The sequence below is a fragment of the Streptomyces sp. NPDC051940 genome (genome assembly GCF_040680895.1).
In the GTDB taxonomy this organism is placed as follows: Bacteria; Actinomycetota; Actinomycetes; order Streptomycetales; family Streptomycetaceae; genus Streptomyces.
In genome coordinates this window covers 33,985-54,438 of record NZ_JBFAXR010000039.1, presented here as the reverse complement: position 1 = coordinate 54,438, position 20,454 = coordinate 33,985, and the positions used below count along the sequence as shown (strand labels likewise).

At 70.7% G+C, this 20,454-nt stretch carries 15 protein-coding genes; 8 read left to right on the top strand and 7 right to left on the bottom strand.

Annotated elements, in window-relative coordinates:
* Nucleotides 1-5 precede the first annotated feature (5 nt).
* The 5 genes from AB0M28_RS17655 to AB0M28_RS17635 form a co-directional block, all read right to left on the bottom strand.
* On the bottom strand, nucleotides 6-917 hold the full coding sequence (locus tag AB0M28_RS17655) for an ABC transporter permease (protein WP_365404989.1): 912 nt from the start codon (nucleotides 915-917) through the stop codon (nucleotides 6-8).
* A complete protein-coding gene (locus AB0M28_RS17650; RefSeq protein ID WP_365404986.1) occupies nucleotides 910-1,836 on the bottom strand; it encodes an ABC transporter permease in 927 nt (308 codons plus the stop codon). Before AB0M28_RS17650 ends, AB0M28_RS17655 begins: the two co-directional genes overlap by 8 nt.
* A 95-nt stretch (nucleotides 1,837-1,931) precedes the next feature.
* Nucleotides 1,932-3,569 carry an ABC transporter substrate-binding protein gene (locus AB0M28_RS17645; protein WP_365404983.1) on the bottom strand — a complete coding sequence of 546 codons (1,638 nt, stop codon included), beginning with the start codon at nucleotides 3,567-3,569 and terminating at the stop codon, nucleotides 1,932-1,934.
* A gap of 442 nt (nucleotides 3,570-4,011) precedes the next feature.
* Complete coding sequence (typA, locus tag AB0M28_RS17640) at nucleotides 4,012-5,925, bottom strand: translational GTPase TypA (protein WP_365404981.1); 1,914 nt, start codon at nucleotides 5,923-5,925, stop codon at nucleotides 4,012-4,014.
* 351 nt (nucleotides 5,926-6,276) lie between these two features.
* Entirely contained in the window at nucleotides 6,277-8,556 is a 2,280-nt protein-coding gene (locus AB0M28_RS17635) for an ABC transporter family substrate-binding protein (protein WP_365404978.1), read from the bottom strand.
* A gap of 436 nt (nucleotides 8,557-8,992) precedes the next feature.
* Between AB0M28_RS17635 and AB0M28_RS17630 the strand changes: the two genes are divergently transcribed.
* The 4 genes from AB0M28_RS17630 to AB0M28_RS17615 all read left to right on the top strand — a co-directional run bounded on the left by AB0M28_RS17630 (nucleotide 8,993) and on the right by AB0M28_RS17615 (nucleotide 13,039).
* A complete protein-coding gene (locus tag AB0M28_RS17630) occupies nucleotides 8,993-9,280 on the top strand; it encodes a hypothetical protein (protein ID WP_365404975.1) in 288 nt (95 codons plus the stop codon).
* Nucleotides 9,281-9,423: 143 nt separating this feature from the next.
* Nucleotides 9,424-10,266 (top strand): hypothetical protein, encoded by an 843-nt coding sequence (locus AB0M28_RS17625; RefSeq protein WP_365404973.1) that lies wholly within the window; start codon nucleotides 9,424-9,426, stop codon nucleotides 10,264-10,266.
* A 17-nt stretch (nucleotides 10,267-10,283) separates the two neighbouring features.
* Complete coding sequence (locus AB0M28_RS17620) at nucleotides 10,284-12,221, top strand: fumarate reductase/succinate dehydrogenase flavoprotein subunit (protein WP_365404970.1); 1,938 nt, start codon at nucleotides 10,284-10,286, stop codon at nucleotides 12,219-12,221.
* A 59-nt stretch (nucleotides 12,222-12,280) separates the two neighbouring features.
* Nucleotides 12,281-13,039, top strand: a complete 759-nt coding sequence (locus tag AB0M28_RS17615; protein WP_365405019.1) for a succinate dehydrogenase/fumarate reductase iron-sulfur subunit — start codon at nucleotides 12,281-12,283, stop codon at nucleotides 13,037-13,039.
* A gap of 57 nt (nucleotides 13,040-13,096) precedes the next feature.
* Here the strand turns inward: AB0M28_RS17615 and AB0M28_RS17610 are convergent, their stop codons facing one another.
* The gene (locus AB0M28_RS17610; RefSeq protein WP_365404966.1) at nucleotides 13,097-14,074 is read right to left on the bottom strand and encodes a hypothetical protein; all 978 of its coding nucleotides are present in this window, start codon (nucleotides 14,072-14,074) and stop codon (nucleotides 13,097-13,099) included.
* A gap of 355 nt (nucleotides 14,075-14,429) precedes the next feature.
* Between AB0M28_RS17610 and dacB the strand changes: the two genes are divergently transcribed.
* From dacB to AB0M28_RS17590, 4 genes are all read left to right on the top strand, one after another.
* A complete protein-coding gene (gene dacB, locus AB0M28_RS17605; protein WP_365404963.1) occupies nucleotides 14,430-16,022 on the top strand; it encodes a D-alanyl-D-alanine carboxypeptidase/D-alanyl-D-alanine-endopeptidase in 1,593 nt (530 codons plus the stop codon).
* Between the two features lie 73 nt (nucleotides 16,023-16,095).
* Entirely contained in the window at nucleotides 16,096-16,941 is an 846-nt protein-coding gene (locus AB0M28_RS17600) for an NAD(P)H-binding protein (RefSeq protein ID WP_365404960.1), read from the top strand.
* Nucleotides 16,942-17,044: 103 nt separating this feature from the next.
* On the top strand, nucleotides 17,045-19,153 hold the full coding sequence (locus AB0M28_RS17595; RefSeq protein ID WP_365404957.1) for a TPM domain-containing protein: 2,109 nt from the start codon (nucleotides 17,045-17,047) through the stop codon (nucleotides 19,151-19,153).
* Between the two features lie 90 nt (nucleotides 19,154-19,243).
* Nucleotides 19,244-19,996, top strand: a complete 753-nt coding sequence (locus AB0M28_RS17590) for a PspA/IM30 family protein (protein WP_365404954.1) — start codon at nucleotides 19,244-19,246, stop codon at nucleotides 19,994-19,996.
* Nucleotides 19,997-20,026: 30 nt separating this feature from the next.
* Here AB0M28_RS17590 and AB0M28_RS17585 read toward each other — a convergent pair whose 3' ends face one another.
* The gene (locus AB0M28_RS17585; protein ID WP_365404951.1) at nucleotides 20,027-20,434 is read right to left on the bottom strand and encodes a hypothetical protein; all 408 of its coding nucleotides are present in this window, start codon (nucleotides 20,432-20,434) and stop codon (nucleotides 20,027-20,029) included.
* Between the last annotated feature and the right edge of the window lie 20 nt (nucleotides 20,435-20,454).

Below are 20,454 nucleotides of genomic sequence, written 5' to 3'. Positions count from 1 at the left end.
CTCCCTCACCGCTGCTTGGGATCGAGGGCGTTGCGGACCGCTTCGCCGAGCATGATGAACGACAGCACGGTCAGGCTCAGGGCGGCCGCCGGCCACATCAGCATGTGCGGGGCGTTGCGGTACTGCAGGGCGGCGTTGGAGATGTCCTGGCCCCAGGAGACCGTGGGCGGCTGCAGGCCCACGCCCAGGACGGACAGCGTCGCCTCCATCGAGATGAACGTGCCCAGCGCGATGGTCGAGACGACGATCACCGGCGCGACGGCGTTGGGCAGCACGTGCCGCATCATGATCCGCCGGTTGTCGGCGCCGAGCGCCTTGGCGGCCTGGACGTAGTCCTGACCCATGGCGGTGATCACCGAGCCGCGGGCGACGCGGGCGATCGGCGGCCAGCCGAAGGCGACCATGAAGCCGATCACCGGCCAGACGGTGTCCGCGCGGACGACCGAGAGGATCACCAGGCCGCCGAGCACGATCGGGATACCGAAGAAGATGTCGGTGATCCGCGACAGGATGGCGTCCCACCAGCCGCCGAAGTACCCGGCCAGCATGCCCAGCAGACCGCCGAGCAGGAAGACGCCGACCGTGGTGAACAGGCCCACCATGATCGAGGCCTTGGTGCCGTAGAGGGTGCGCGCGTAGACGTCGCAGCCCTGGGTGTCGAAGCCGAAGGGGTGGCCGCTCGCCGAGCCGCCGCGGGAGTTCGCGAGGTCGCAGTCGTACGGGCTGGTCGAGGTGAACAGCCCCGGCCAGAACGCGACGACGAGCAGCAGCAGGATCAGGGCGCTGGATATCAGGAAGACGGGGCTGCGCAGCAGGGTGGAGCGGGCGTCGCCCCACAGGCTGCGCGCCTTCTCCGGCTTGTCCGCCTGCGGGGCACCGGTCTGCCCGGGCGCGTTCTTCTCAAGCAGGTCAGGCATAGCGGATCCTCGGGTCGAGCACGGCGTAGAGAAGGTCCACCAGCAGGTTGACCAGCAGGAAGACGATCACCAGTACGGTGACGAACCCGACGACGGTCTGGACGTTCTGGCGCAGGATGCCGTTGTAGAGCTGGAAGCCCACGCCGTGGATGTTGAAGATCTTCTCGGTGATGATCGCGCCCGCCATCAGACCGCCGACGTCGGCGCCGATGAAGGTGACGACGGGGATCAGCGAGTTGCGCATCAGGTGCACGCCCACCACGCGGCGGCGGGGGAGGCCCTTGGCGACGGCGGTGCGCAGGTAGTCGCTGCGCATGTTCTCGGCGACCGAGGTGCGGGTGAGGCGGGTGACGTACGCGAGGGAGACACCGGCCACCACCAGGCCCGGTATCAGCAGCTGGCTGATCGGGGCGTCGGGGTCGACGGAGATGGTGCCGGGCACGCCCCACTTCACGCCGAGCAGGTACTGCAGCAGATAACCCATGACGAAGGTGGGCACCGAGATGATCAGCATGGTGAAGGCGAGCGAGCCGTTGTCGGTGAACCGGCCCGGGCGCAGACCGCTCAGCATGCCGAGCGTGATGCCGATGACCGCCTCGACGGTGATCGCGACCGCGGTGAGCTTGAGGGTCACCGGGAAGGCGGTCGACATCAGCTCGGTGACGGGCTGGCCGTTGAAGGCCGTGCCGAAGTCGCCGCGGAAGATGTCAGTGATGTAGTCCCAGTACTGCAGGAAGACGTTCTTGTCGAGACCCAGCTCGTGGCGTATCGCCGCGGCGGTGGCCGGGTCGGGCTTGCGGTCGCCGAACATGGCGGCGACGGGGTCGCCGAGCACATGCACCATGACGAATATCAGGAAGGTGGTGCCGATGAACACGGGCACCATCTGGAGCAGGCGTCGTATGACGTAGCGCCCCATGGGACCTCCAAGGGAGATGTCCGCACATGCGGGTGGGCCGGAGCCGGGGGAACCATCCCCCGGCTCCGGCTGTCACCGCACGTGGCGGTCGGGGCTTACTTGACGGTGATGTCCGTGAAGACCGGCTCGCTGAAGGAGTTCAGCGCGACGTTGTCCACGCGGTCCGAGTAGCCGGCGGTGCCGTTCTGGTACCACAGCGGGATCACCGGCATGTCCGCGATGACCTGCTTCTCGGCGTCCTGGAAGAGGCTGACCGCGGCGGCGGTGTCGGCCTGGGTGTAGGCCTTCTTGACGTCCGCGTCGACCTTCTCGTTCGAGTACTTCGAGTCGTTGCTGGAACCGTTGGTGGTGTACAGCGGGGCGATGAAGTTCTCGATGTTCGGGTAGTCCATCTGCCAGCCGGTACGGAACGGGCCGTCCAGCTTCTCGCTGGTCACCTGGTTACGGAAGTCACCGAAGGTGCCGATCATGTTCGCGGTGCAGACGTTGTCGCCCATCGCCTTGTTGATGGAGTTGCAGACCGCGTCGATCCAGTCCTTGTGCGAACCGGTGTCGGCGTTCGAGGAGATGGTCAGCTTGCCGCCGGGGATGCCGCCACCCTCCTCGATCAGCTTCTTGGCCTCGGTCGGGTTGTACGTGCAGGCGTCACCGCACAGGCCCTCCTTGAAGCCGCCGGCCTCGCCCAGCACCGGGGAGGTGAGGTCGGTGGCCGGGGTGCGGGAGCCCTGGAAGATCTGCTTGGTGATGGCGTCGCGGTCGACGGCCATCGACAGGCCCTTGCGGACCTTCTCCATGCCCGGCTTGTTCCACGCCTCGTCGTACAGCGGGAAGGACACGGTCTGGATGATGCCGGCGGGCTGGTTGATGAAGCGGCCCGACAGGTCCGACTCGGCGTTCGCCAGCTGCGCGGCGGGCACGTCGTCGATCAGGTCGAGGTTGCCGGCCTGCAGGTCGTTGTAGGCGGTGTTGTTGTCGGTGTAGACCTTCAGGTCCACGCCGTCGTTCTTCGCCTTGTGCGTGCCGCCGTAGTTCTCGTTCACCGAGAGCTTCATCTCGGAGCCCTTGGCGTACGAGTCGATCTTGTACGGACCGTTGCCGACCGGCTTGTTCAGGTAGGCGTCGTGGTCGGAGAAGAAGACCTCGGGCAGCGGCGCGTAGGCCTTGTAGCCCAGGCGCTCGGGCCAGATCGAGTTCTTCGAGGTCAGCTTGACCGTGAAGGTGGTGTCGTCGACGACCTTGAGGCCGGACATGGTCTTCGCGGTCGGCTTGGACTTCTCGTCCGCCGGGTGGACGGCGTCGTAACCCTCGATGTCCGAGAAGAAGTACGCGTTGTTCTGGGCGTTGTCCAGCAGGGCGCCGTAGTTCCACGCGTCCACGAAGGACTTGGCGGTGACCGCGGTGCCGTCGGAGAACTTGTAGTTGTCCTTGATCTTGATGGTGAAGCTCTGCTGGTCCGAGGAGTCGATGGACTGCGCCACCGCGTCCTGGGCCTCGCCCGTCTTCGGGTCGTAGTACTTCAGACCCTCGAAGATCATGTCGAGGACCTTGCCGCCCTGCACCTCGTTGGTGTTGGCGGGCTCGAGCGGGTTCTGCGGGTCACCCCAGGAAGCCCGGATGACCTTGCTGCCACCGTCACCGGAGCTGCTGGAATCGTCGCCGCTGCTGCAGGCGGTCGCGGCCATCGCCACGACGACGGCAGCACCGACCCACTTGGCGCTCTTGGCACCACGCATGAGGGTTCCTCCTCAGGAAGCCACTGTTTCTACGAGAGCGGGGTGTCCGATCAGCGCTGACACCCCTGACAGCAGCCGCCCGGCTAGGACCCCTGAGCTCGCGGGCACATCGCACCCGTTGACCCGAGCTGAAGTGGCTACATCCTGGTCCACAGGCGTCCCATAAGTCACGGGTGAATCCCTGAAGCGCACGTCACATTGCCCCAAATCGCCTAGGGAAATCACCCCTAACCATGACAAACTGCCGTCCGTTGAGGCGTAGATCACGTCCGATATCCGAACACAGCGTGATCCAGGCGCCGTGTATGCGGCTTTTTCACCGGTTCGTTCGACGGCTGTCAAATCGGGATCATCCACCCTTCACCCGGATCTGATACGGCGACACGCCGAAGGGGCCGGCCCCGGAAACCCGGGACCGGCCCCTTCGGGAGCTCGGGACGGCTCAGCCGTGCTTGGCCCGCGAGGCCGCCCGCGCGCGGTCACGCTGGTCGAGGGCGACCTTGCGGATGCGCACCGCCTCCGGCGTGACCTCGACGCACTCGTCGTCGCGGCAGAACTCCAGGGACTGCTCCAGGGAGAGCTTGCGCGGCGGCACGATCGACTCGGTGACGTCGGCCGTGGAGGAGCGCATGTTCGTGAGCTTCTTCTCCTTGGTGATGTTCACGTCCATGTCGTCGGACCGCGAGTTCTCACCGACGATCATGCCCTCGTACACCTCGGTGCCCGGCTCGGTGAACAGCACGCCGCGCTCCTGCAGGTTCGTCATGGCGAAGGCCGTGACCGCACCGGCGCGGTCCGCCACCAGCGAGCCGTTGTTACGGGTCTGCAGGGTGCCGAACCACGGCTCGTGGCCCTCGTGGATCGAGTGCCCGATACCCGTGCCGCGGGTGTTGGTCAGGAACTCCGTACGGAAGCCGATCAGACCGCGCGAGGGGACGACGAACTCCATCCGGACCCAGCCGGAGCCGTGGTTGGACATGTTGTCCATCCGGCCCTTGCGGGTGCCCATGAGCTGCGTGACCGCGCCCATGTGCTCCTCGGGGACGTCGATGGTCATCCGCTCGACGGGCTCGTAGACCTTGCCGTCGACCTCCTTGGTGACCACCTGGGGCTTGCCGACGGTGAGCTCGTAGCCCTCCCGGCGCATGGTCTCCACCAGGATGGCCAGCGCCAGCTCACCGCGGCCCTGAACCTCCCAGGCGTCCGGGCGCTCGGTGTCCAGCACCCGCAGCGAGACGTTGCCGATCAGCTCGCGGTCGAGGCGGTCCTTGACCTGGCGGGCGGTGACCTTGCGGTCCTTCACGGCCGACTTCGCACCCGCGCCCTTGCCGGTGCCGCCGCGGCCGACCAGCGGCGAGGTGTTCGTGCCGATGGTCATGGAGATCGCCGGCTCGTCGACCGTGATCAGCGGCAGCGCGACCGGGTTCTCGGTGTCCGCGAGCGTCTCGCCGATCATGATGTCCGGGATACCGGCGACGGCGCAGATGTCGCCCGGCCCGGCCTTCTCGGCGGGCTTGCGCGTCAGCGCCTCGGTCATCATCAGCTCGCTGATGCGCACGTTCGCCACGGAGCCGTCGCGCTTGATCCACGCCACGGTCTGGCCCTTGCGCAGCTCGCCCTGCTCGACGCGGAGCAGCGCGATACGGCCGAGGAAGTTGTCGGCGTCCAGATTGGTGACGTGCGCCTGCAGCGGGGCGTCCTCGTCGTACGACGGGGCGGGGACGTGCGCGAGCAGGGTGGAGAAGAAGGGCTCCAGGCTGTCGGAGTCCTGCGGGACGCTGCCGTCCTCGGGCTTGGTGAGGGAGGCGATGCCGTCACGGGCGCAGGCGTAGACGATCGGGAACTCGATCTGCTCCTCGTCCGCGTCCAGGTCGAGGAACAGGTCGTAGGTCTCGTTGACGACCTCGTCGATCCGCGAGTCCGGGCGGTCGGTCTTGTTGATGCACAGGATCACGGGCATCCGCGCCTGCAGCGCCTTGCGCAGCACGAAGCGGGTCTGCGGCAGCGGCCCCTCGGACGCGTCCACCAGCAGCACGACGGCGTCGACCATCGACAGTCCGCGCTCGACCTCACCGCCGAAGTCGGCGTGGCCGGGGGTGTCGATGATGTTGATCGTGATCGGGTCGCCACCGTCCTTGGGGTGGTACTTGACCGCGGTGTTCTTGGCGAGAATGGTGATGCCCTTCTCGCGCTCGAGGTCGTTCGAGTCCATCACCCGGTCGTCGACGGACTCCAGCTGGTGGGCGGCGAAGGCGCCCGCCTGCTTGAGCATCGCGTCGACCAGGGTGGTCTTGCCGTGGTCGACGTGGGCGACGATGGCGACGTTGCGGATATCGTGGCGCTGAGTGACAGCCATGCGTGCGGCGCTTCTCCCGGGATCGTTAGTAGCGGGCGCGCCTGCGGGGACTGCGGGGCGCGTCCCCCGTGCCGGGCAGGACAAGCCACGGCCTCGGTCCCATTTTACGGGCCCTTCGCGATTCCGCTTCCCACAGCCTTCCGGGCCCCCGGGTACGGGCCCTCACCGAGCGGTCCGGTTCGCGCCGGCTGACGCGCGTCCGGCCTTCGGCCGACGTCCTCGAACGCCGGATCTCGGCATCGGGAAACCCGGTGCCGAGACGGCGACCGTGACTTTCATCACGGACAGCAACCGTGTGGTCCTCCGGCGCCGGCCGCGACGTGCGGACCGGCGCCGTGGCGAGCGCACCGCCTACCGGCGGTAGCCCATGTCCTCGTAGTGCGGCGTGGCGAAGCCGAACGCTCCCGCGTTCGCGAGGCCGTTTCGTACGGCCACCAGCTCCGGGCGCTGGTACAGCGGGACGGATCCCGCCGACGCCCAGATGCGCGCGTCCGCGCGCGCCAGCAGCTCGCGTGCCATCCGGCCGTTCAGCTCGGACGCCGCCTTGTCGAAGAGCCGGTCGATCTCGTCCGTGCCGACCCGGGTGTAGTTCTGCTCGACCATCAGCGACCCGTCCGCCGCCGGCACGGGCTTGGCGTAGATGGGCCGGGCGTCCGTCGCCGGGTAGGCCGTGCCGGGCCAGGAGTACAGGGCGAGGTCGTAGTCGCCGGAGGCGATGTAGTCACGGAAGTAGCTCTCGCCCTCCGTCTCGACGACCTGCGTCCGCACCCCGATCGAGTCCAGCATCCGCACGATCCGCGCGGCGACCTGCCGCAGCTGCCCGGAGCCCGGGTCGCTGGGGACCACGAACCGCAGCGTCAGCGGCTTGCCGTCCTTGACGAACGGCCGCTGCACCGGGTTCGCCACCGCCTCGGCGAGCGGGGTGCTCGCGTGCACCAGCTTCGCGATCTGCGCCCTGGCCTGCTTGCGGGCCTTCGCGTACTCCTCGCTGTCCTTGCCGGACTCCTCCGCGACCCTGGCCAGCTTCGCCTGCACGACCAGCGTCCCGTACTGCACCCCGATCACCGGGCGTACGGACATGGGCACCCCGGTGAACAGCGACGTCCGCACGAAGAGCGCCTTCGAGTCGTCGCCCTTGGCCTCCGTGCCGCCGGGCCGTCCCACGGGACCGCCCTTCCAGCCCGCCTCGGCGATCAGGGCCTGCGCTGCCTGGATGTCCTGCCGTCCGAGGGCCGGGCTCTGGTCGGCGTAACCCTCCTGCGCCTCCATCAGCAGATGGCTGCCGAGCGGCGCCGCGGGCAGCCCGAGCGGCGCGAGCACACTGCGGGCGATGACCCTGCGGTCGATGGCGCGGGCCACGGCGCGGCGGACCTGCTCGTCGGCCAGCGGGCCGTCGCTGCCGTTCAGGGCGAGCTGGGTGTACGCGGGCTCCAGAGCGCGGTGCAGCGTGTAGGCGCGCGCGGGGTCGAGCTCCGCGGGCGTCCGGCCCGCGGGCGCGGCGGCGCCGGGCTTCGCGTCGTCGCCGGAGGCCGCGTCCTCCTCGGCGGCCGCCTCCTCGTCCGCCCGCCTCATCTGGTCGACGCTGACCTGGACCTCGTCGACGTGCTGGTTCGGCGCGCCGGCCCGCCCCTGTCCGTAACCCGCCTTGCCCGGCTCGGCCTGACCGGCCGGGGGCTTGTCGTCGGTGTTCTTGCCGTCTGCGCCTCCGGCGCCGCCCGCGCCCTTCGCCGCGTCGGCCGCCGCGCGCCGCTGCGCGAGGTCCAGGGCGAGTTCGCGGTCCACCTCGGCGATGTCGACCGTGCCCGCCCGCATCGCGGCCTGGCGCTTGTCGCGCGCGACCTCCGTGAAGACGATGCTGTCCAGCAGCGCCGTCCGCCCCCACCACGCGGTGTTGCGCACCAGCGTCACCGGGCCGCCCACCTTGGGCTTCGCGGCGGCCTTGGCTCCCTTGCCGTCCTGCGCGCCCTGCACCGCGAACGGGCCCGCGGTCACGTCGAGCCGCGTGCGCGAGGTGGTGTTGAACTCCTCGGGGCTGCTCATCACGCTCTGCGGGTACAGCGGCGTGAAGAGCGCCTCCCAGTCGGCGTACCGGTCGGCGAACACGACCCGGACCTCGCCCGGCTTCTTGCCCGGGGAGACGGAGCGGATCCGGTCGTACCCGGCGTTGCGGGCCGTCCAGAACGCGCCGTCCTTGCCGTTCAGCGCCTGCCACTGGGCCTGGAAGTCCTCCACGGACAGCGGCTGTCCGTCGCTCCACTTGGCCTTGGGGTTGAGGGTGTAGACCACGACCTGGCGCGGCGCCTCGTCGACGACCTTCGCGGAGAGGAGGTAGTCGGTGTTGACCTGGGGGCGGCCGCGCCGGTCGAGGGTGAAGAGGGAGGGCAGTACGGCGCCGGCGACCCGCTCGGTCGCCTCCGAGGCGTCGGCCTGGAAGACGTTGAAGGTCTGCGGAGCGCTGTCCACGGCCCAGCGCACGGTCCCGCCGGAGCGCAGCTCCTGGCGGCTCGCGACGGCCACGTCCTGCGCGGCGCGGGTCGAGGAGGCGTCGTCGGCGCTGCAGCCCGCCAGCGGGAGCAGCAGCCCCGCGGCGAGCACGGCGGCCGGGAGCCGGTAGGGACGGGACATGACCATTGCTGAGAATCACCTCGCGGTGTCGCAGGCGTCGGAGTCACCGGCCTGCTTGTCCGGCTGGGAGTCCGGGGTTTGTCCCCGAAAACCGCAGAACCTCCGAGATGCTCACTTTTGGGCTCTTTGGCTGCTCATCACATCGGTCTGCGTCAAACCACTGAAAGTGAGCGGGCCCCCCGGCCCCCCGCGACACGGCGGGCGCGGCGCGCGATTCAACCCGTCCGGCCCAGTCGTCGGCCTATAGGGCGGTGCGGTTTACGTATAGGGCGGTGCGGTTTACGTACGGGAAGACCGCACACGGCGACCACAGCTGTCACCCCCGGCAAACCCCTCACCCGCCAGAGCGGAATAACGCAGATCCCTTCCCAAGCGCGACTGTGACGCGCAACACTCTCGAAGGTCAGCGCGCCGCACCGTTGCGGAGAGGTGAGGGCACCACATGTCCCTGCACGAAGAACTGACGGCAGCCCAGCGCTGCCTGGACGATCTCGCACGCACCCTCAGCCGGCTGGAAGAGGCCATGGGCAGCGGGACGCTCGAGATCCGTCGCGTCCGTACCGACTCGGAGCATCTGCGCGAGAGCCTCGCCCTGCTCCGGGACTGCACACCCGCGAAGCCGCACGCCCAGCAGGACTGGATCCGGATCCCGGACCAGCCGTACGACCGCTCCCTGTGGACCGACGCCGACGACGAGGGCCTGGGCGCCCGCGACCGCCACGCGCCCTGACGGCGGGCCCGGCAGCCCGCCGGGCGTCCCGCCGCGTCCCTGGAGCCCGTCCCGTCCCGAGAGCCCGTCCCGAAGGGCCTCGCCCGGAGAGCCCGTCCCGAAGAGCCGCGCCACCCCCAGCCATCCCCCTGTCGGAGACCACCTTGGCAACGTCAGCCACCGAAACACCGGACACCCCGCCCCCTCCCCCGCCCTCGGGCGGTGTCACATCCGCCGGACGCGCGTCGATCTCCGCGAGACATCTGCGTACGGACCGGTGGTGGCTGCAGCCCGCGGCCACCTTCACCGGTCTGTTCCTCTTCGTCGTCTACTCGACCTGGCGGGCCTTCGCGGACACGGACTACTACGCGGCCCCGTACGTCTCGCCGTTCTACTCGCCCTGTCTGGCGGAGAACTGCCGGGACATGCGGAGCGGCCCGAACTTCGATCTGCTCGGCAGCTGGTGGGGGCTGTCCCCGGCGCTGCTGATCCTGATCTTCCCGCTGGGCTTCCGGCTCACCTGCTACTACTACCGCAAGGCCTACTACCGCGCGTTCTGGGCGTCGCCGCCCGCCTGCGCGGTGAGCGAGCCGCACCAGAAGTACAGCGGCGAGACGCGATTCCCGCTGATCCTGCAGAACATGCACCGCTACTTCTTCTACGCGGCGCTGCCCGTCGCGGGGATCCTCACGTACGACACGGTGCTGGCCTTCCGCGACGAGAACTACGCGTGGGGCCATATGGGCCTCGGCACGCTCGTCTTCCTGGTCAACATCGCGCTGATCTGGGCGTACACCCTCTCCTGCCACTCCTGCCGGCATCTGATCGGCGGCAGGCTGCGGCACTTCTCCAAGCATCCGGTGCGGTACCGCATGTGGGTGTGGGTGGGGAAGCTCAACGAGCGGCACATGTTCCTCGCCTGGGCCTCGCTGATCAGCGTGGCGTTCGCCGACTTCTATGTGTATCTGCTGGCCACGGGCGCCTTCGACGACCCGTCGCTGTTCTGAGAGGGAAGCGAAACACCATGACGCAAGTCGAACGGCAGCAGTGGGACGTCGTGGTCGTCGGGGCCGGCGGCGCCGGTCTGCGGGCGGCCATCGAGGCCCGCGAGCAGGGGCTGCGCACCGCGATCATCTGCAAGTCCCTCTTCGGCAAGGCCCATACGGTGATGGCCGAGGGCGGCATCGCCGCCTCCATGGGCAATGTCAACGAGGGCGACAACTGGCAGGTCCACTTCCGCGACACGATGCGCGGCGGCAAGTTCCTGAACCACTGGCGGATGGCGGAGCTGCACGCCAAGGAGGCCCCGGACCGGGTCTGGGAGCTGGAGACGTGGGGCGCGCTCTTCGACCGTACGAAGGACGGCCGGATCTCCCAGCGCAACTTCGGCGGGCACGAGTACCCGCGCCTGGCGCACGTCGGCGACCGCACGGGCCTGGAGCTGATCCGTACGCTCCAGCAGAAGGTCGTCCAGCTCCAGCAGGAGGACTTCAAGGAGTCCGGCGACTACGAATCGCGGATCAAGGTCTTCCAGGAGTGCACGGTCACCCGGATCCTCAAGGACGGCGACCGGGTGTCCGGGGCCTTCTGCTACGAGCGGGAGTCGGGCCGGTTCTTCGTCATCGAGTCGCCGGCCGTGGTGCTGGCGACCGGCGGTATCGGCAAGTCCTTCAAGGTGACGTCCAACTCCTGGGAGTACACCGGGGACGGGCACGCGCTGGCGCTGCTCGCGGGCGGTTCGCTGATCAACATGGAGTTCGTCCAGTTCCACCCCACGGGGATGGTCTGGCCGCCGTCGGTGAAGGGGATCCTCGTCACCGAGTCGGTCCGCGGCGACGGCGGTGTCCTGCGCAACAGCGAGGGCAAGCGGTTCATGTTCGAGTACGTCCCGGACGTGTTCAAGGAGAAGTACGCCCAGTCCGAGGAGGAGGGCGACCGCTGGTACACCGACCCGGACAACAACCGCCGTCCCCCCGAGCTGCTCCCCCGCGACGAGGTGGCGCGCGCCATCAACTCCGAGGTCAAGGCGGGGCGGGGCTCCCCGCACGGCGGGGTGTTCCTGGACGTGTCGACGCGGCTGGAGGCCGAGGAGATCAAGCGCCGGCTGCCGTCGATGCACCACCAGTTCAAGGAGCTGGCGGACGTCGACATCACCGCCGAGCCGATGGAGGTCGGGCCGACCTGCCACTACGTGATGGGCGGCGTCGACGTCGACCCCGACACGGCGGCCGCGGTGGGCGTGCCCGGGCTGTTCGCGGCCGGTGAGGTGGCGGGCGGTATGCACGGGTCGAACCGGCTCGGCGGCAACTCGCTGTCCGACCTGCTGGTCTTCGGCCGGCGCGCGGGCCTGCACGCCGCGGAGTACGCGACCGGGCTCGGCGCGGACCGGCCGGCGGTAGACGACGACGAGATCGCGTCGGCGTCCGCGGAGGCCCTGCGGCCGTTCAGCGCGGAGGCGTCGGGGGACGAGGCGGCACGGCCGCCGGAGAACCCGTACACGATCCACCAGGAGCTGCAGCAGGCGATGAACGACCTGGTCGGCATCATCAGGAAGGAGGCCGAGATGACGGAGGCGCTCCGCAAGCTCGCCGACTTCCGGGTACGGGCGCGGCGGGCCGGAGTGGAAGGCCACCGGCAGTTCAACCCGGGCTGGCACCTGGCCATCGACCTGCGCAACATGCTGCTGGTCAGCGAGTGCGTGGCGCGGGCGGCCCGGGAGCGCACGGAGTCGCGCGGCGGGCACACCAGGGACGACTACCCGGGGATGGACCGCGAGTGGCGCAGGTCCAACCTGGTGTGCCGGCTCTCCGACCCGACGGGCGGCCTGGCGGCCACCGACCCCGAGCGCGGTCAGATCCGGCTGGAGAAGCGGGAGATGCCGCCGATCCGCCCCGACCTGCTCGACCTCTTCGAGAAGGAAGAGCTGGTGAAGTACCTGACCGACGAGGAGCTGACCAAGTGACCACCGCACCACCCAGCAAGGGGACTGAGCCCACTGGGGGGCAAGCCCCCCAGACCCCCCTGGCCCACTTCAAGGTCTGGCGCGGGGACACCGACGGCGGCGGCCTGGAGGACTTCGAGGTCGAGGTGAACGAGGGCGAGGTCGTCCTCGACATCATCCACCGGCTGCAGGCGACGCAGGCGCCGGACCTGGCGGTGCGGTGGAACTGCAAGGCGGGCAAGTGCGGTTCGTGCAGCGCCGAGGTCAACGGCCGGCCGCGGCTGATGTGCATGACGCGGATGTCGGTGTTCGACCCCGAGGAGACCATCACGGTCACCCCGCTGCGGGCGTTCCCGGTGATCCGCGACCTGGTGACGGACGTGGGCTTCAACTACGCCAAGGCCCGCGAGGTCCCGGCGTTCGTCCCGCCGCCGGACCTCGGCCCGGGCGAGTACCGGATGCAGCAGGCGGACGTGAACCGCTCGCAGGAGTTCCGCAAGTGCATCGAGTGCTTCCTGTGCCAGGACACCTGCCACGTGGTCCGCGACCACGAGGAGAACAAGGCGGCCTTCGCGGGCCCGCGCTTCCTGATGCGGGTGGCGGAGCTGGACATGCACCCGCTGGACGCGGCGGAGGAGTCGGGCCTGGACCGTAAGAAGACGGCGCAGGAGGAGCACGGCCTGGGCTACTGCAACATCACGAAGTGCTGCACGGAGGTGTGCCCCGAGCACATCAAGATCACGGACAACGCCCTGATCCCGCTGAAGGAACGGGCGGTGGACCGCAAGTACGACCCACTGGTCTGGCTGGGCAGCAAGATCCGCCGCCGGGGGCAGTAGACCTCCGGCCGGTACGTGGACGCCCTCGCGGATCTCGCTCCGCGGGGGCGTTCGGCGTCAGCGGGCGCCCGGGCGCGAATCGGGCGGCGCCGTTCCCGCGGCACGGGCGCGTGCCGCGGCGCGCGCCTCCGCCTCCTCCAGCGGATCGTCACGCAGATCGGCCAGTCGCTCCCGCACCTCGGCGGTGGGCTCCAGCGCCCTGACGGCCAGCAGCCGGACCCCGGGCTCGCAGTCCCACAACGCGTCCACGAGGACGGCGCCCGAGTCCGTGGGTGCGATCGCGAGCAGCGCCGAGAGCACGGACTCGCGTTCGTACGAATGCGGTGAACGCAGAAAGTAGCCCCGCAGCAGGGGTATCGCCTCACGCGCCGCCTCGCCGTGCACCGCGAGTCCGTCCGCGAGCCGGTCGTACCCGCACCAGTGGCCACTCGCCCGGAGCCCGCGCCACCCGGCGATCAGCTCGGCGACGCCCTGCGGGCGGGCGGCCACTCGGCGGGGGGACGCCGTCCGGCGAGGCTCCGGTGGCGGCGTATCCGGCGGAGCCCAGGTACGCCAGGGCTCCGCCAGGGGCAGATAGTGCTCTCCCGGGTCGGCGTGCAGTCTGGCCAGTGCCCGGTCGCGCAGTCCGTCCCAGCGTTCGCGCGGCCAGTCGTGGGCGATGCCCTGCAGGACGTACGTCCACCGCTCGCCGGAGTGCACGTACCGCAGCAGTTGCTCCTCCGCCTGCCCGTAGCGGATCCGGCCGAGTGCCCGGAGGACGTCGGCCGCGTGCTCGAAGTCGACTGGGTCGGCCGGCTGCTCGAGCATCCGTGCGATCGGCGCGGTGTCCAGCTCCAGGTCGCGAACGAGACCCGCCAGGTATCCCGCCCGCTCGTCGATGAACGACCACCAGCGGGTGTCGTGCTCGACGCACCGGTACACCAGCTCCGGAGCGCGTGCTGAGTGCAGCGCGGCCCGTGCCCCGGCTCCGCGCCCGCGCTGCAACAGGCCCTCCAGCGTGCGGTGGTGGGCGTAGGTCCAGGTCTCCTCCGTCATCAGGGTCCACGATGCGGGCTGAAAGCCCGGATGGGCCACTGGTTTGTCCGCGGGCCGGCGGGGGTTCCTCGCCCGGCGTCCGCCACTGGGCGTTCCAGGTGTGGCCGTTGTGCGCGACGAGGGCGCCACCGGTGTAGACCGCCGACCGGTCCAGGGCGGGGGCCGTGCAGTCGGCGGACGGATCTCTTGGTGGGCTGTCGGGTCGCCGCGACCGCCAGGTCGGGATAGTGGCGCATCAGTGCAGGGTTGGAGGCGCGATCACGGGAAGCCTGAAGCTGCGGGATGTCACCGGTTCAACCAATAACGCCCGTGGAAACGCTTGTTGCCCGGCCCCGTGATCCGCGATCCTCCCCCCATGAGCAGACCCCCGCGACTCAGACTGCCGGCCCGGGCCTGGATGTGGCCCGTCACCGCCGCCGCACTGGCCTTCGGGCTGACCGTGAGCAGTCCCGCCTCGTCCGCGCCGGACGATGACGCGCTCCGGCAGACCCTTACCAACATCCTTGCCGATCCGCGCCTCGACGGAAGCGTCGCCGACGTAATCGTCGCCGACGCGAAGACCGGTGAGCGGATCTTCGAGCACAGCCCGAACACCCGGCTGATGCCGGCCTCTAACACCAAGCTGCCGACGTCCACCGCCGCGATGGAGCTGCTCGGTGCCGACTACCGGTGGAGCACCGACGTACTCGCGAGCGGCGACCGCGCCGGCTCCGAGCTGCGGGGCGACCTGTATCTGCGCGGCACCGGCGACCCGACGATGCTCGCCGCCGACTACGACGCCCTCGCCGCGAAGATCGCCGCGGCGGGCATCACCAACGTCACCGGCGGGCTCGTCGCCGACGACACCCGCTTCGACGCCAGCCGCCTCGGCCGCTCCTGGGCGGCCGACGACGAGTCGGCGTACTACTCGGCGCAGATCTCCGCGCTCACCCTCGCGCCCGACACGGACTACGACTCGGGCACCGTCATCGTCGAGGCGTTCCCGGGCAAGAAGGCCGGCGACCCGCCGGTCGTGAAGGTCACGCCGCCCACCTCGTACGTGAAGATCGACGTGCGCGGTACGACGGTGGCGAAGGGGCAGCCCGACACCCTCGGCATCGAGCGCGAGCACGGCACCAACACCATCGTGGTCAGCGGCGACATCCCGGAGAAGGCGTCCGCCACCAAGGAGTGGATCGCCGTCTGGGAGCCCACCGGCTACGCCGCGTCCGTCTTCCGTGACGCGCTCGCCGCGCACGGCGTGAGCGTGCAGGGCGGCACCGAACTCAGCCGCACGACCCCGGCGGACGCGACGCCGGTGGCCACGCACGAGTCGATGACGCTGGGGCAGCTGCTGATCCCGTTCATGAAGCTGTCGAACAACATGCACGCCGAGATGCTCACCAAGACCATCGGCTACGAGGTCTCCGGCTCGGGCACGTGGAGCGCGGGCCTCGCCGGCATCCGCGGCTATCTGGCCTCCGTGGGCGTGCAGACGGCGGGGCTCCGCCAGGTCGACGGCTCGGGGCTGTCCCGGATGAACAACATCTCCGGCGAGGCGTTCGTGAAGCTGCTGACCGCGGCGCGGGCCGAGCCCTGGTTCCAGCAGTGGTACGACTCGCTGCCGGTGGCCTGCGTCGCCGACCGCTTCACCGGCGGCACCCTGCGCACCCGCATGTGCGACACCGCGGCCGCGGGCAACGTCCACGCCAAGACCGGCTCGCTCACCGGGGCGTCGGCGCTGTCGGGTTACGTCACGGACGCGGACGGCCGGGAGCTGGTCTTCACGATCCAGCTCAACAACTACCTGGCCTCGTCCGTGAAGGACATCGAGGACAAGGTGGCCGTGGCCCTGGCGTCGTACTCTTCCGGTATGGCCGCCACCACGGCCGTCGAGTCGCCCTCGACGCGGAGTTCCGCACCGCGGGCCGACCTCGAGTGCGCGTGGATGAAGCCGCGCGGCTGCTGAACCGGTGCCGGGGTGCCGGGGGTCCCGCACAGGGATCCCCGGCACCCCGGCCGTACAACTCAACGGGGGACACATGCGTATCGCTGTCACCGGCGCGACCGGGCGGCTGGGCGGGGCCGTCGTACACGAGATCGCCGCGCACGGCTCGGTGCGGCCCGTCGCGCTGACGCGCCGGCAGCCGCCGGAGGGGCTCCTGCCGGCGGCGGCCGAGGTCCGCCAGGCCGACTACGGCGACGTCGACGCGCTGCACAAGGCGCTGGACGGCGTCGACACGCTGGTCCTCGTCTCCAGCGACGGCGAGACCGCGCACGTGATGACCCACCACGCCAACCTGGTGGGGGCGGCGGTCGCCGCCGGCGTCTCCCACATAGCCGCCCTGAGCAGCGTCGACGCCGACACGGCCTCGCCCTTCTGCTACGCCATGGCCAACGGCTACACCGAGGACCTGATCCGCCGCAGCGGCATCCCGTACTCCCTCGCCCGGGCGTCGATCTACGCGGAGTTCTTCGGGCACTGGCTGACCACGGCCCGTACCACCGGCACGCTGCGGCTCCCGGCGGGCGACGGCCGGATCGCCCTGGTCTCACGCGCGGACGTCGGCCATGCGCTGGCCGCCCTGGCGCTGGGCGCGGCCACCGGCCGCCACCACGACATCACCGGCCCGGCCGCGCCGGACGTCGGGGAGATCGCGGAGATCACGTCCCGGGCCTGGGGCGTGCCCGTGCGCTACGAGGAGCTCACACCGGCGGAGTACCTGGCGGAGACCGCGCGGGCCGGTGAGGACCCCTGGTGGCTGTACGCCTTCACCTCGATGTTCGCGTCGGTCCGCGAGGGCCGCTGGGCGGCGGTTTCCGGCGAGTACGGCCGGCTGACGGGCCGCGTGCCGGCGGCGCTTCAGGACGTACTGCCCGCGCTCTGAGCGGTTCCGGTCCCCGCTCGCGCCTCCCCTGCTCCCCGCATAAGCTCCAAAAGCAGGCAAAACGACCTTGGAGCTGGATCGCGGAGGAGGCGGGCGCAGCCCCATGCACATACGCCGACTGGCCGCGGCGCTGGGAGCGACCGCCGTACTGCTGCTCAACTCGGGCGCGCCCGCGGCGGCAGCCGCCGCATCGGAGGTCGTGCGCGCCGCCGCGTCCGGGGTCGTGCCCGCCGCCGCGTCCGGGGCCGTGCCCGCCGTCGATCCGATCACGCTCGACAGCCCCGGCCAGATCACCGACGAGGTCGGCGCCCTCGGCAGCCGCAGATCCGAGGTCGAGGCCGCGCTCGCGAGCCTCGACGTCGAGCACCGGGTCCAGCTGTACGTCGCGTACGTGCGCAACTTCGCCAGCCGGGGCGCCCAGTCCTGGGCCGACGCCACCGCCGAGAAGAACGGCCTCGGCCAGAACGACCTGCTGCTCGCCGTCGCCACCCGCGACCGCCAGTACGCCGTCTCCGCCGCCACCGACTCCGGCTTCACCGAGGACCAGATCCGCCAGGTGAACGCCGAGGCCATCGAGCCCGCGCTGCGCCAGAACGACTGGGCCGGGGCCGCCATCGGCGGCGCCGACGGCTTCGCCGCCGTGCTGGAGGGCGTCCCGATCCCCGCACCGGTGATCACCCCGGGCCCGGCGAACCCCGGCGGCGGCACCGGGGCCGAGCAGTTCACCGGCTCCGATCTGCTCATCCCCGTGGTGGCCGTGGGCGGCGCGGGGCTGGCCGCCGCGTACCTCTTCTCCGGGAAGCGGCGGAAGCGGCGGACCGCGAAGGAGGGGCAGCAGACATGGGGCGGGCCGGCCCAGGTGCCGCTCCCCGAGCTGGACGGCAGGGCCAAACAGCTGCTCGTGGAGACCGACGACGCGATCCGTACCAGCCAGGAGGAGCTGGGCTTCGCCAGCGCCCAGTTCGGCGAGGCGACCGCCGAGCCCTTCAACCAGGCCGTCGGCTACGCCAAGGCGGAGATCACCAGGGCGTTCCGGCTGCGCCAGCAGCTCGACGACGCCTTCCCCGAGGACGACGCCACCAAGCGGAAGATGCTCGACGAGATCATCCACCGCTGTACCCAGGCCAGTCAGCGGCTGGACGCGGAGTCCGCCGCCTTCGACCGGCTGCGCCAGATGGTGGCCAACGCGCCGGCGGTGCTCGCCAACGCGGAGACGGCCGCCCAGCAGGTGCCGGAGAAGATCCAGGCCGCCGAGAAGGCGCTGGCCGCGATGGCCGACGCGTACGCCCCGTCCGCCGTCGCCGCGGTCACCGGCCATCCGCGCGAGGCCAAGGACCGCTTCCAGTTCGCGGCGAAGAACCTCGCCCAGGCCCGTACGGCCCTGGAGGGCGGCGACAGCAACACCACCGCCGTCCACGTCCGGGCCGCCGAGGGGGCCGTCGACCAGGCCGAGACGCTGGCCGACGCGGTGCTGCGGCGCGAGAGCGAGCTGCACGAGGCGGCGGGCCGGACCACCGAGGCCGTCCGCGACATGCAGGCCGACCTCGCGGACGCCCGCGGCATGGTCAGCGGTACGAAGGCGGACGATTCGACGGCCGGTCTGCAGGGCCGGATCGGCCGTGCCGAGACGGTGCTCGCCGAGGTCAGCCGGGAGGTGAACGCCGGCCGCTACGACCCGCTGTCCGTGCTGCGCCGGCTCGAGGAGGCCGACGCCGCCCTGGAGGACGCCCTGCGCGGCGCCCGCGAGCACGAGGAGGCGGAGCGCCGGGCGGGCGGCCTGCTCGAGCAGGCGCTGCTCACCGCCCGCAGCGAGGTCGGCGCCGCCCGCGACTTCATCACCACCCACCGCGGCGCGATCGGCACCCAGGCACGTACCCGGCTGCACGAGGCGCAGCGGCATCTGGAGCAGGCCGCCGCGCTGTCCCGTACGGACGCGCCCAGCGCGCTGCAGCACGCGCAGCGCGCCGACCAGCTGGGGCGCGAGGCGCGGCGGCTGGCCGAGGAGGACGTGTCCGGCTACGGCGGGTACGGCGGCGGGCGGATGGGCGGCGGGATCAACACCGGGATGCTCGGCGGGCTGATCCTCGGCGGCATGCTCGGCGGCGGCGGCCGGGGCGGCGGAGGGTTCGGGGGCTCGGGGGGCGGCTTCAGCCCCGGTTCCTTCGGCGGCGTCCGCACCACCGGGCGGATGGGCGGCGGAGGACGCTTCTGACCCATCACCTGCTCCGACCCTTCCGCCGCGTCGTCACGGGCCTGTGGCACCAGCGGCGCGCGCAGCCAACCAACGCAAGGGAGTACCCAGATGACCGGCAAGCAGACCATCCTCGGCCGCACCCTCCAGCTGGCGCGGGCCAACATCAACGCCCTGCTGGACCAGGCCGAGGATCCGCAGAAGATGCTCGACCAGCTGATCCGCGACTACACGAACAACATCCGCGAGGCCGAGCAGGCGGTGGCCACCACCATCGGCAATCTGCGGCTGATGGAGCAGGACCACCGCGAGGACGTCAGCACCGCCGAGGAGTGGGGCGGCAAGGCCCTGGCCGCCAGTCAGCGGGCGGACCAGCTGCGCGCCGCCGGCGACACGGCGCAGGCGGACCACTTCGACCAGCTGGCCCGGGTGGCGCTGGAGCGCCAGCTGAGGCACGAGGGCGAGGCGAAGACCTCGGCGCCGATGATCGCCTCGCAGACGGAGGTCGTCGACAAGCTGAAGTCGAACCTCGACGCGATGAAGCTCAAGCTGGAGGACCTGAACGCCAAGCGCGACTCGCTGCTGGCGCGGGCGCGTACGGCGGACGCCCAGAACCAGATGCTGGACGCGGTGAAGTCCATGGACGTCATGGACCCGACGTCCGAACTCGGCCGCTTCGAGGACAAGATCCGCCGCGAGGAGGCGAAGGCCATGGGCAAGTCGGAGCTGGCGGCGTCGTCCCTGGACGCCCAGTTCGAGTCCCTGGACGACATGGCGGCGAAGTCGGAGGTCGAACTCCGCCTGGCGGCCCTGAAGAACGGCGGCGGCACGGTCACCGCGATCGGCACCGGCCGGGCGGCCTGAGCACACCGGGGCATCGCCCCCGGGGTCCGGTCACCGCGACCGGTGGTCGGCCGCGATCTCGTGTGCGTACCGGTCGTCCGGGCCGAGCTCCTCGACCGCCCGCTGGGCCTCCGCCTCCCGGCCCGTCTCGCACAGCAGCCGGACCAGTGCGTACAGCGCCCCGCGGTCGCCGTCCGCCGCCCGCGCGCGCAGCGACTCGGCCTCCCCCCGCCCGGCGAGCGCCCGGTTGAGCCTCCGGCGGGCGTGGACGTCCGTGCCGCCGCGCTCGACGAGCTCCGGGAGCCGGTCCGCGCGGACGAGCAGGTCCATGTGCCAGAGGTGGGCGTCGTGTCGGACGTGATCGGCGGCGTAGCACTCGGCCCGGGCGCTCACCAGCTCGATGGCGGTGTCCCAGTCCCGGCGCTCCTCCGCCGCCCTTGCTTCCTCGTACCACTCCACGGGGCGAGTATCGCGCGGCC

Bases quoted from the DNA above. Each gene is read 5' to 3' on its own strand.
- AB0M28_RS17655 (WP_365404989.1), bottom strand. From the start codon at position 917: ATGCCTGACCTGCTTGAGAAGAACGCGCCCGGGCAGACCGGTGCCCCG.
- AB0M28_RS17650 (WP_365404986.1), bottom strand. From the start codon at position 1,836: ATGGGGCGCTACGTCATACGACGCCTGCTCCAGATGGTGCCCGTGTTC.
- AB0M28_RS17645 (WP_365404983.1), bottom strand. From the start codon at position 3,569: ATGCGTGGTGCCAAGAGCGCCAAGTGGGTCGGTGCTGCCGTCGTCGTG.
- typA (WP_365404981.1), bottom strand. From the start codon at position 5,925: ATGGCTGTCACTCAGCGCCACGATATCCGCAACGTCGCCATCGTCGCC.
- AB0M28_RS17635 (WP_365404978.1), bottom strand. From the start codon at position 8,556: ATGGTCATGTCCCGTCCCTACCGGCTCCCGGCCGCCGTGCTCGCCGCG.
- AB0M28_RS17630 (WP_365404975.1), top strand. From the start codon at position 8,993: ATGTCCCTGCACGAAGAACTGACGGCAGCCCAGCGCTGCCTGGACGAT.
- AB0M28_RS17620 (WP_365404970.1), top strand. From the start codon at position 10,284: ATGACGCAAGTCGAACGGCAGCAGTGGGACGTCGTGGTCGTCGGGGCC.
- AB0M28_RS17610 (WP_365404966.1), bottom strand. From the start codon at position 14,074: ATGACGGAGGAGACCTGGACCTACGCCCACCACCGCACGCTGGAGGGC.
- dacB (WP_365404963.1), top strand. From the start codon at position 14,430: ATGAGCAGACCCCCGCGACTCAGACTGCCGGCCCGGGCCTGGATGTGG.
- AB0M28_RS17600 (WP_365404960.1), top strand. From the start codon at position 16,096: ATGCGTATCGCTGTCACCGGCGCGACCGGGCGGCTGGGCGGGGCCGTC.
- AB0M28_RS17595 (WP_365404957.1), top strand. From the start codon at position 17,045: ATGCACATACGCCGACTGGCCGCGGCGCTGGGAGCGACCGCCGTACTG.
- AB0M28_RS17590 (WP_365404954.1), top strand. From the start codon at position 19,244: ATGACCGGCAAGCAGACCATCCTCGGCCGCACCCTCCAGCTGGCGCGG.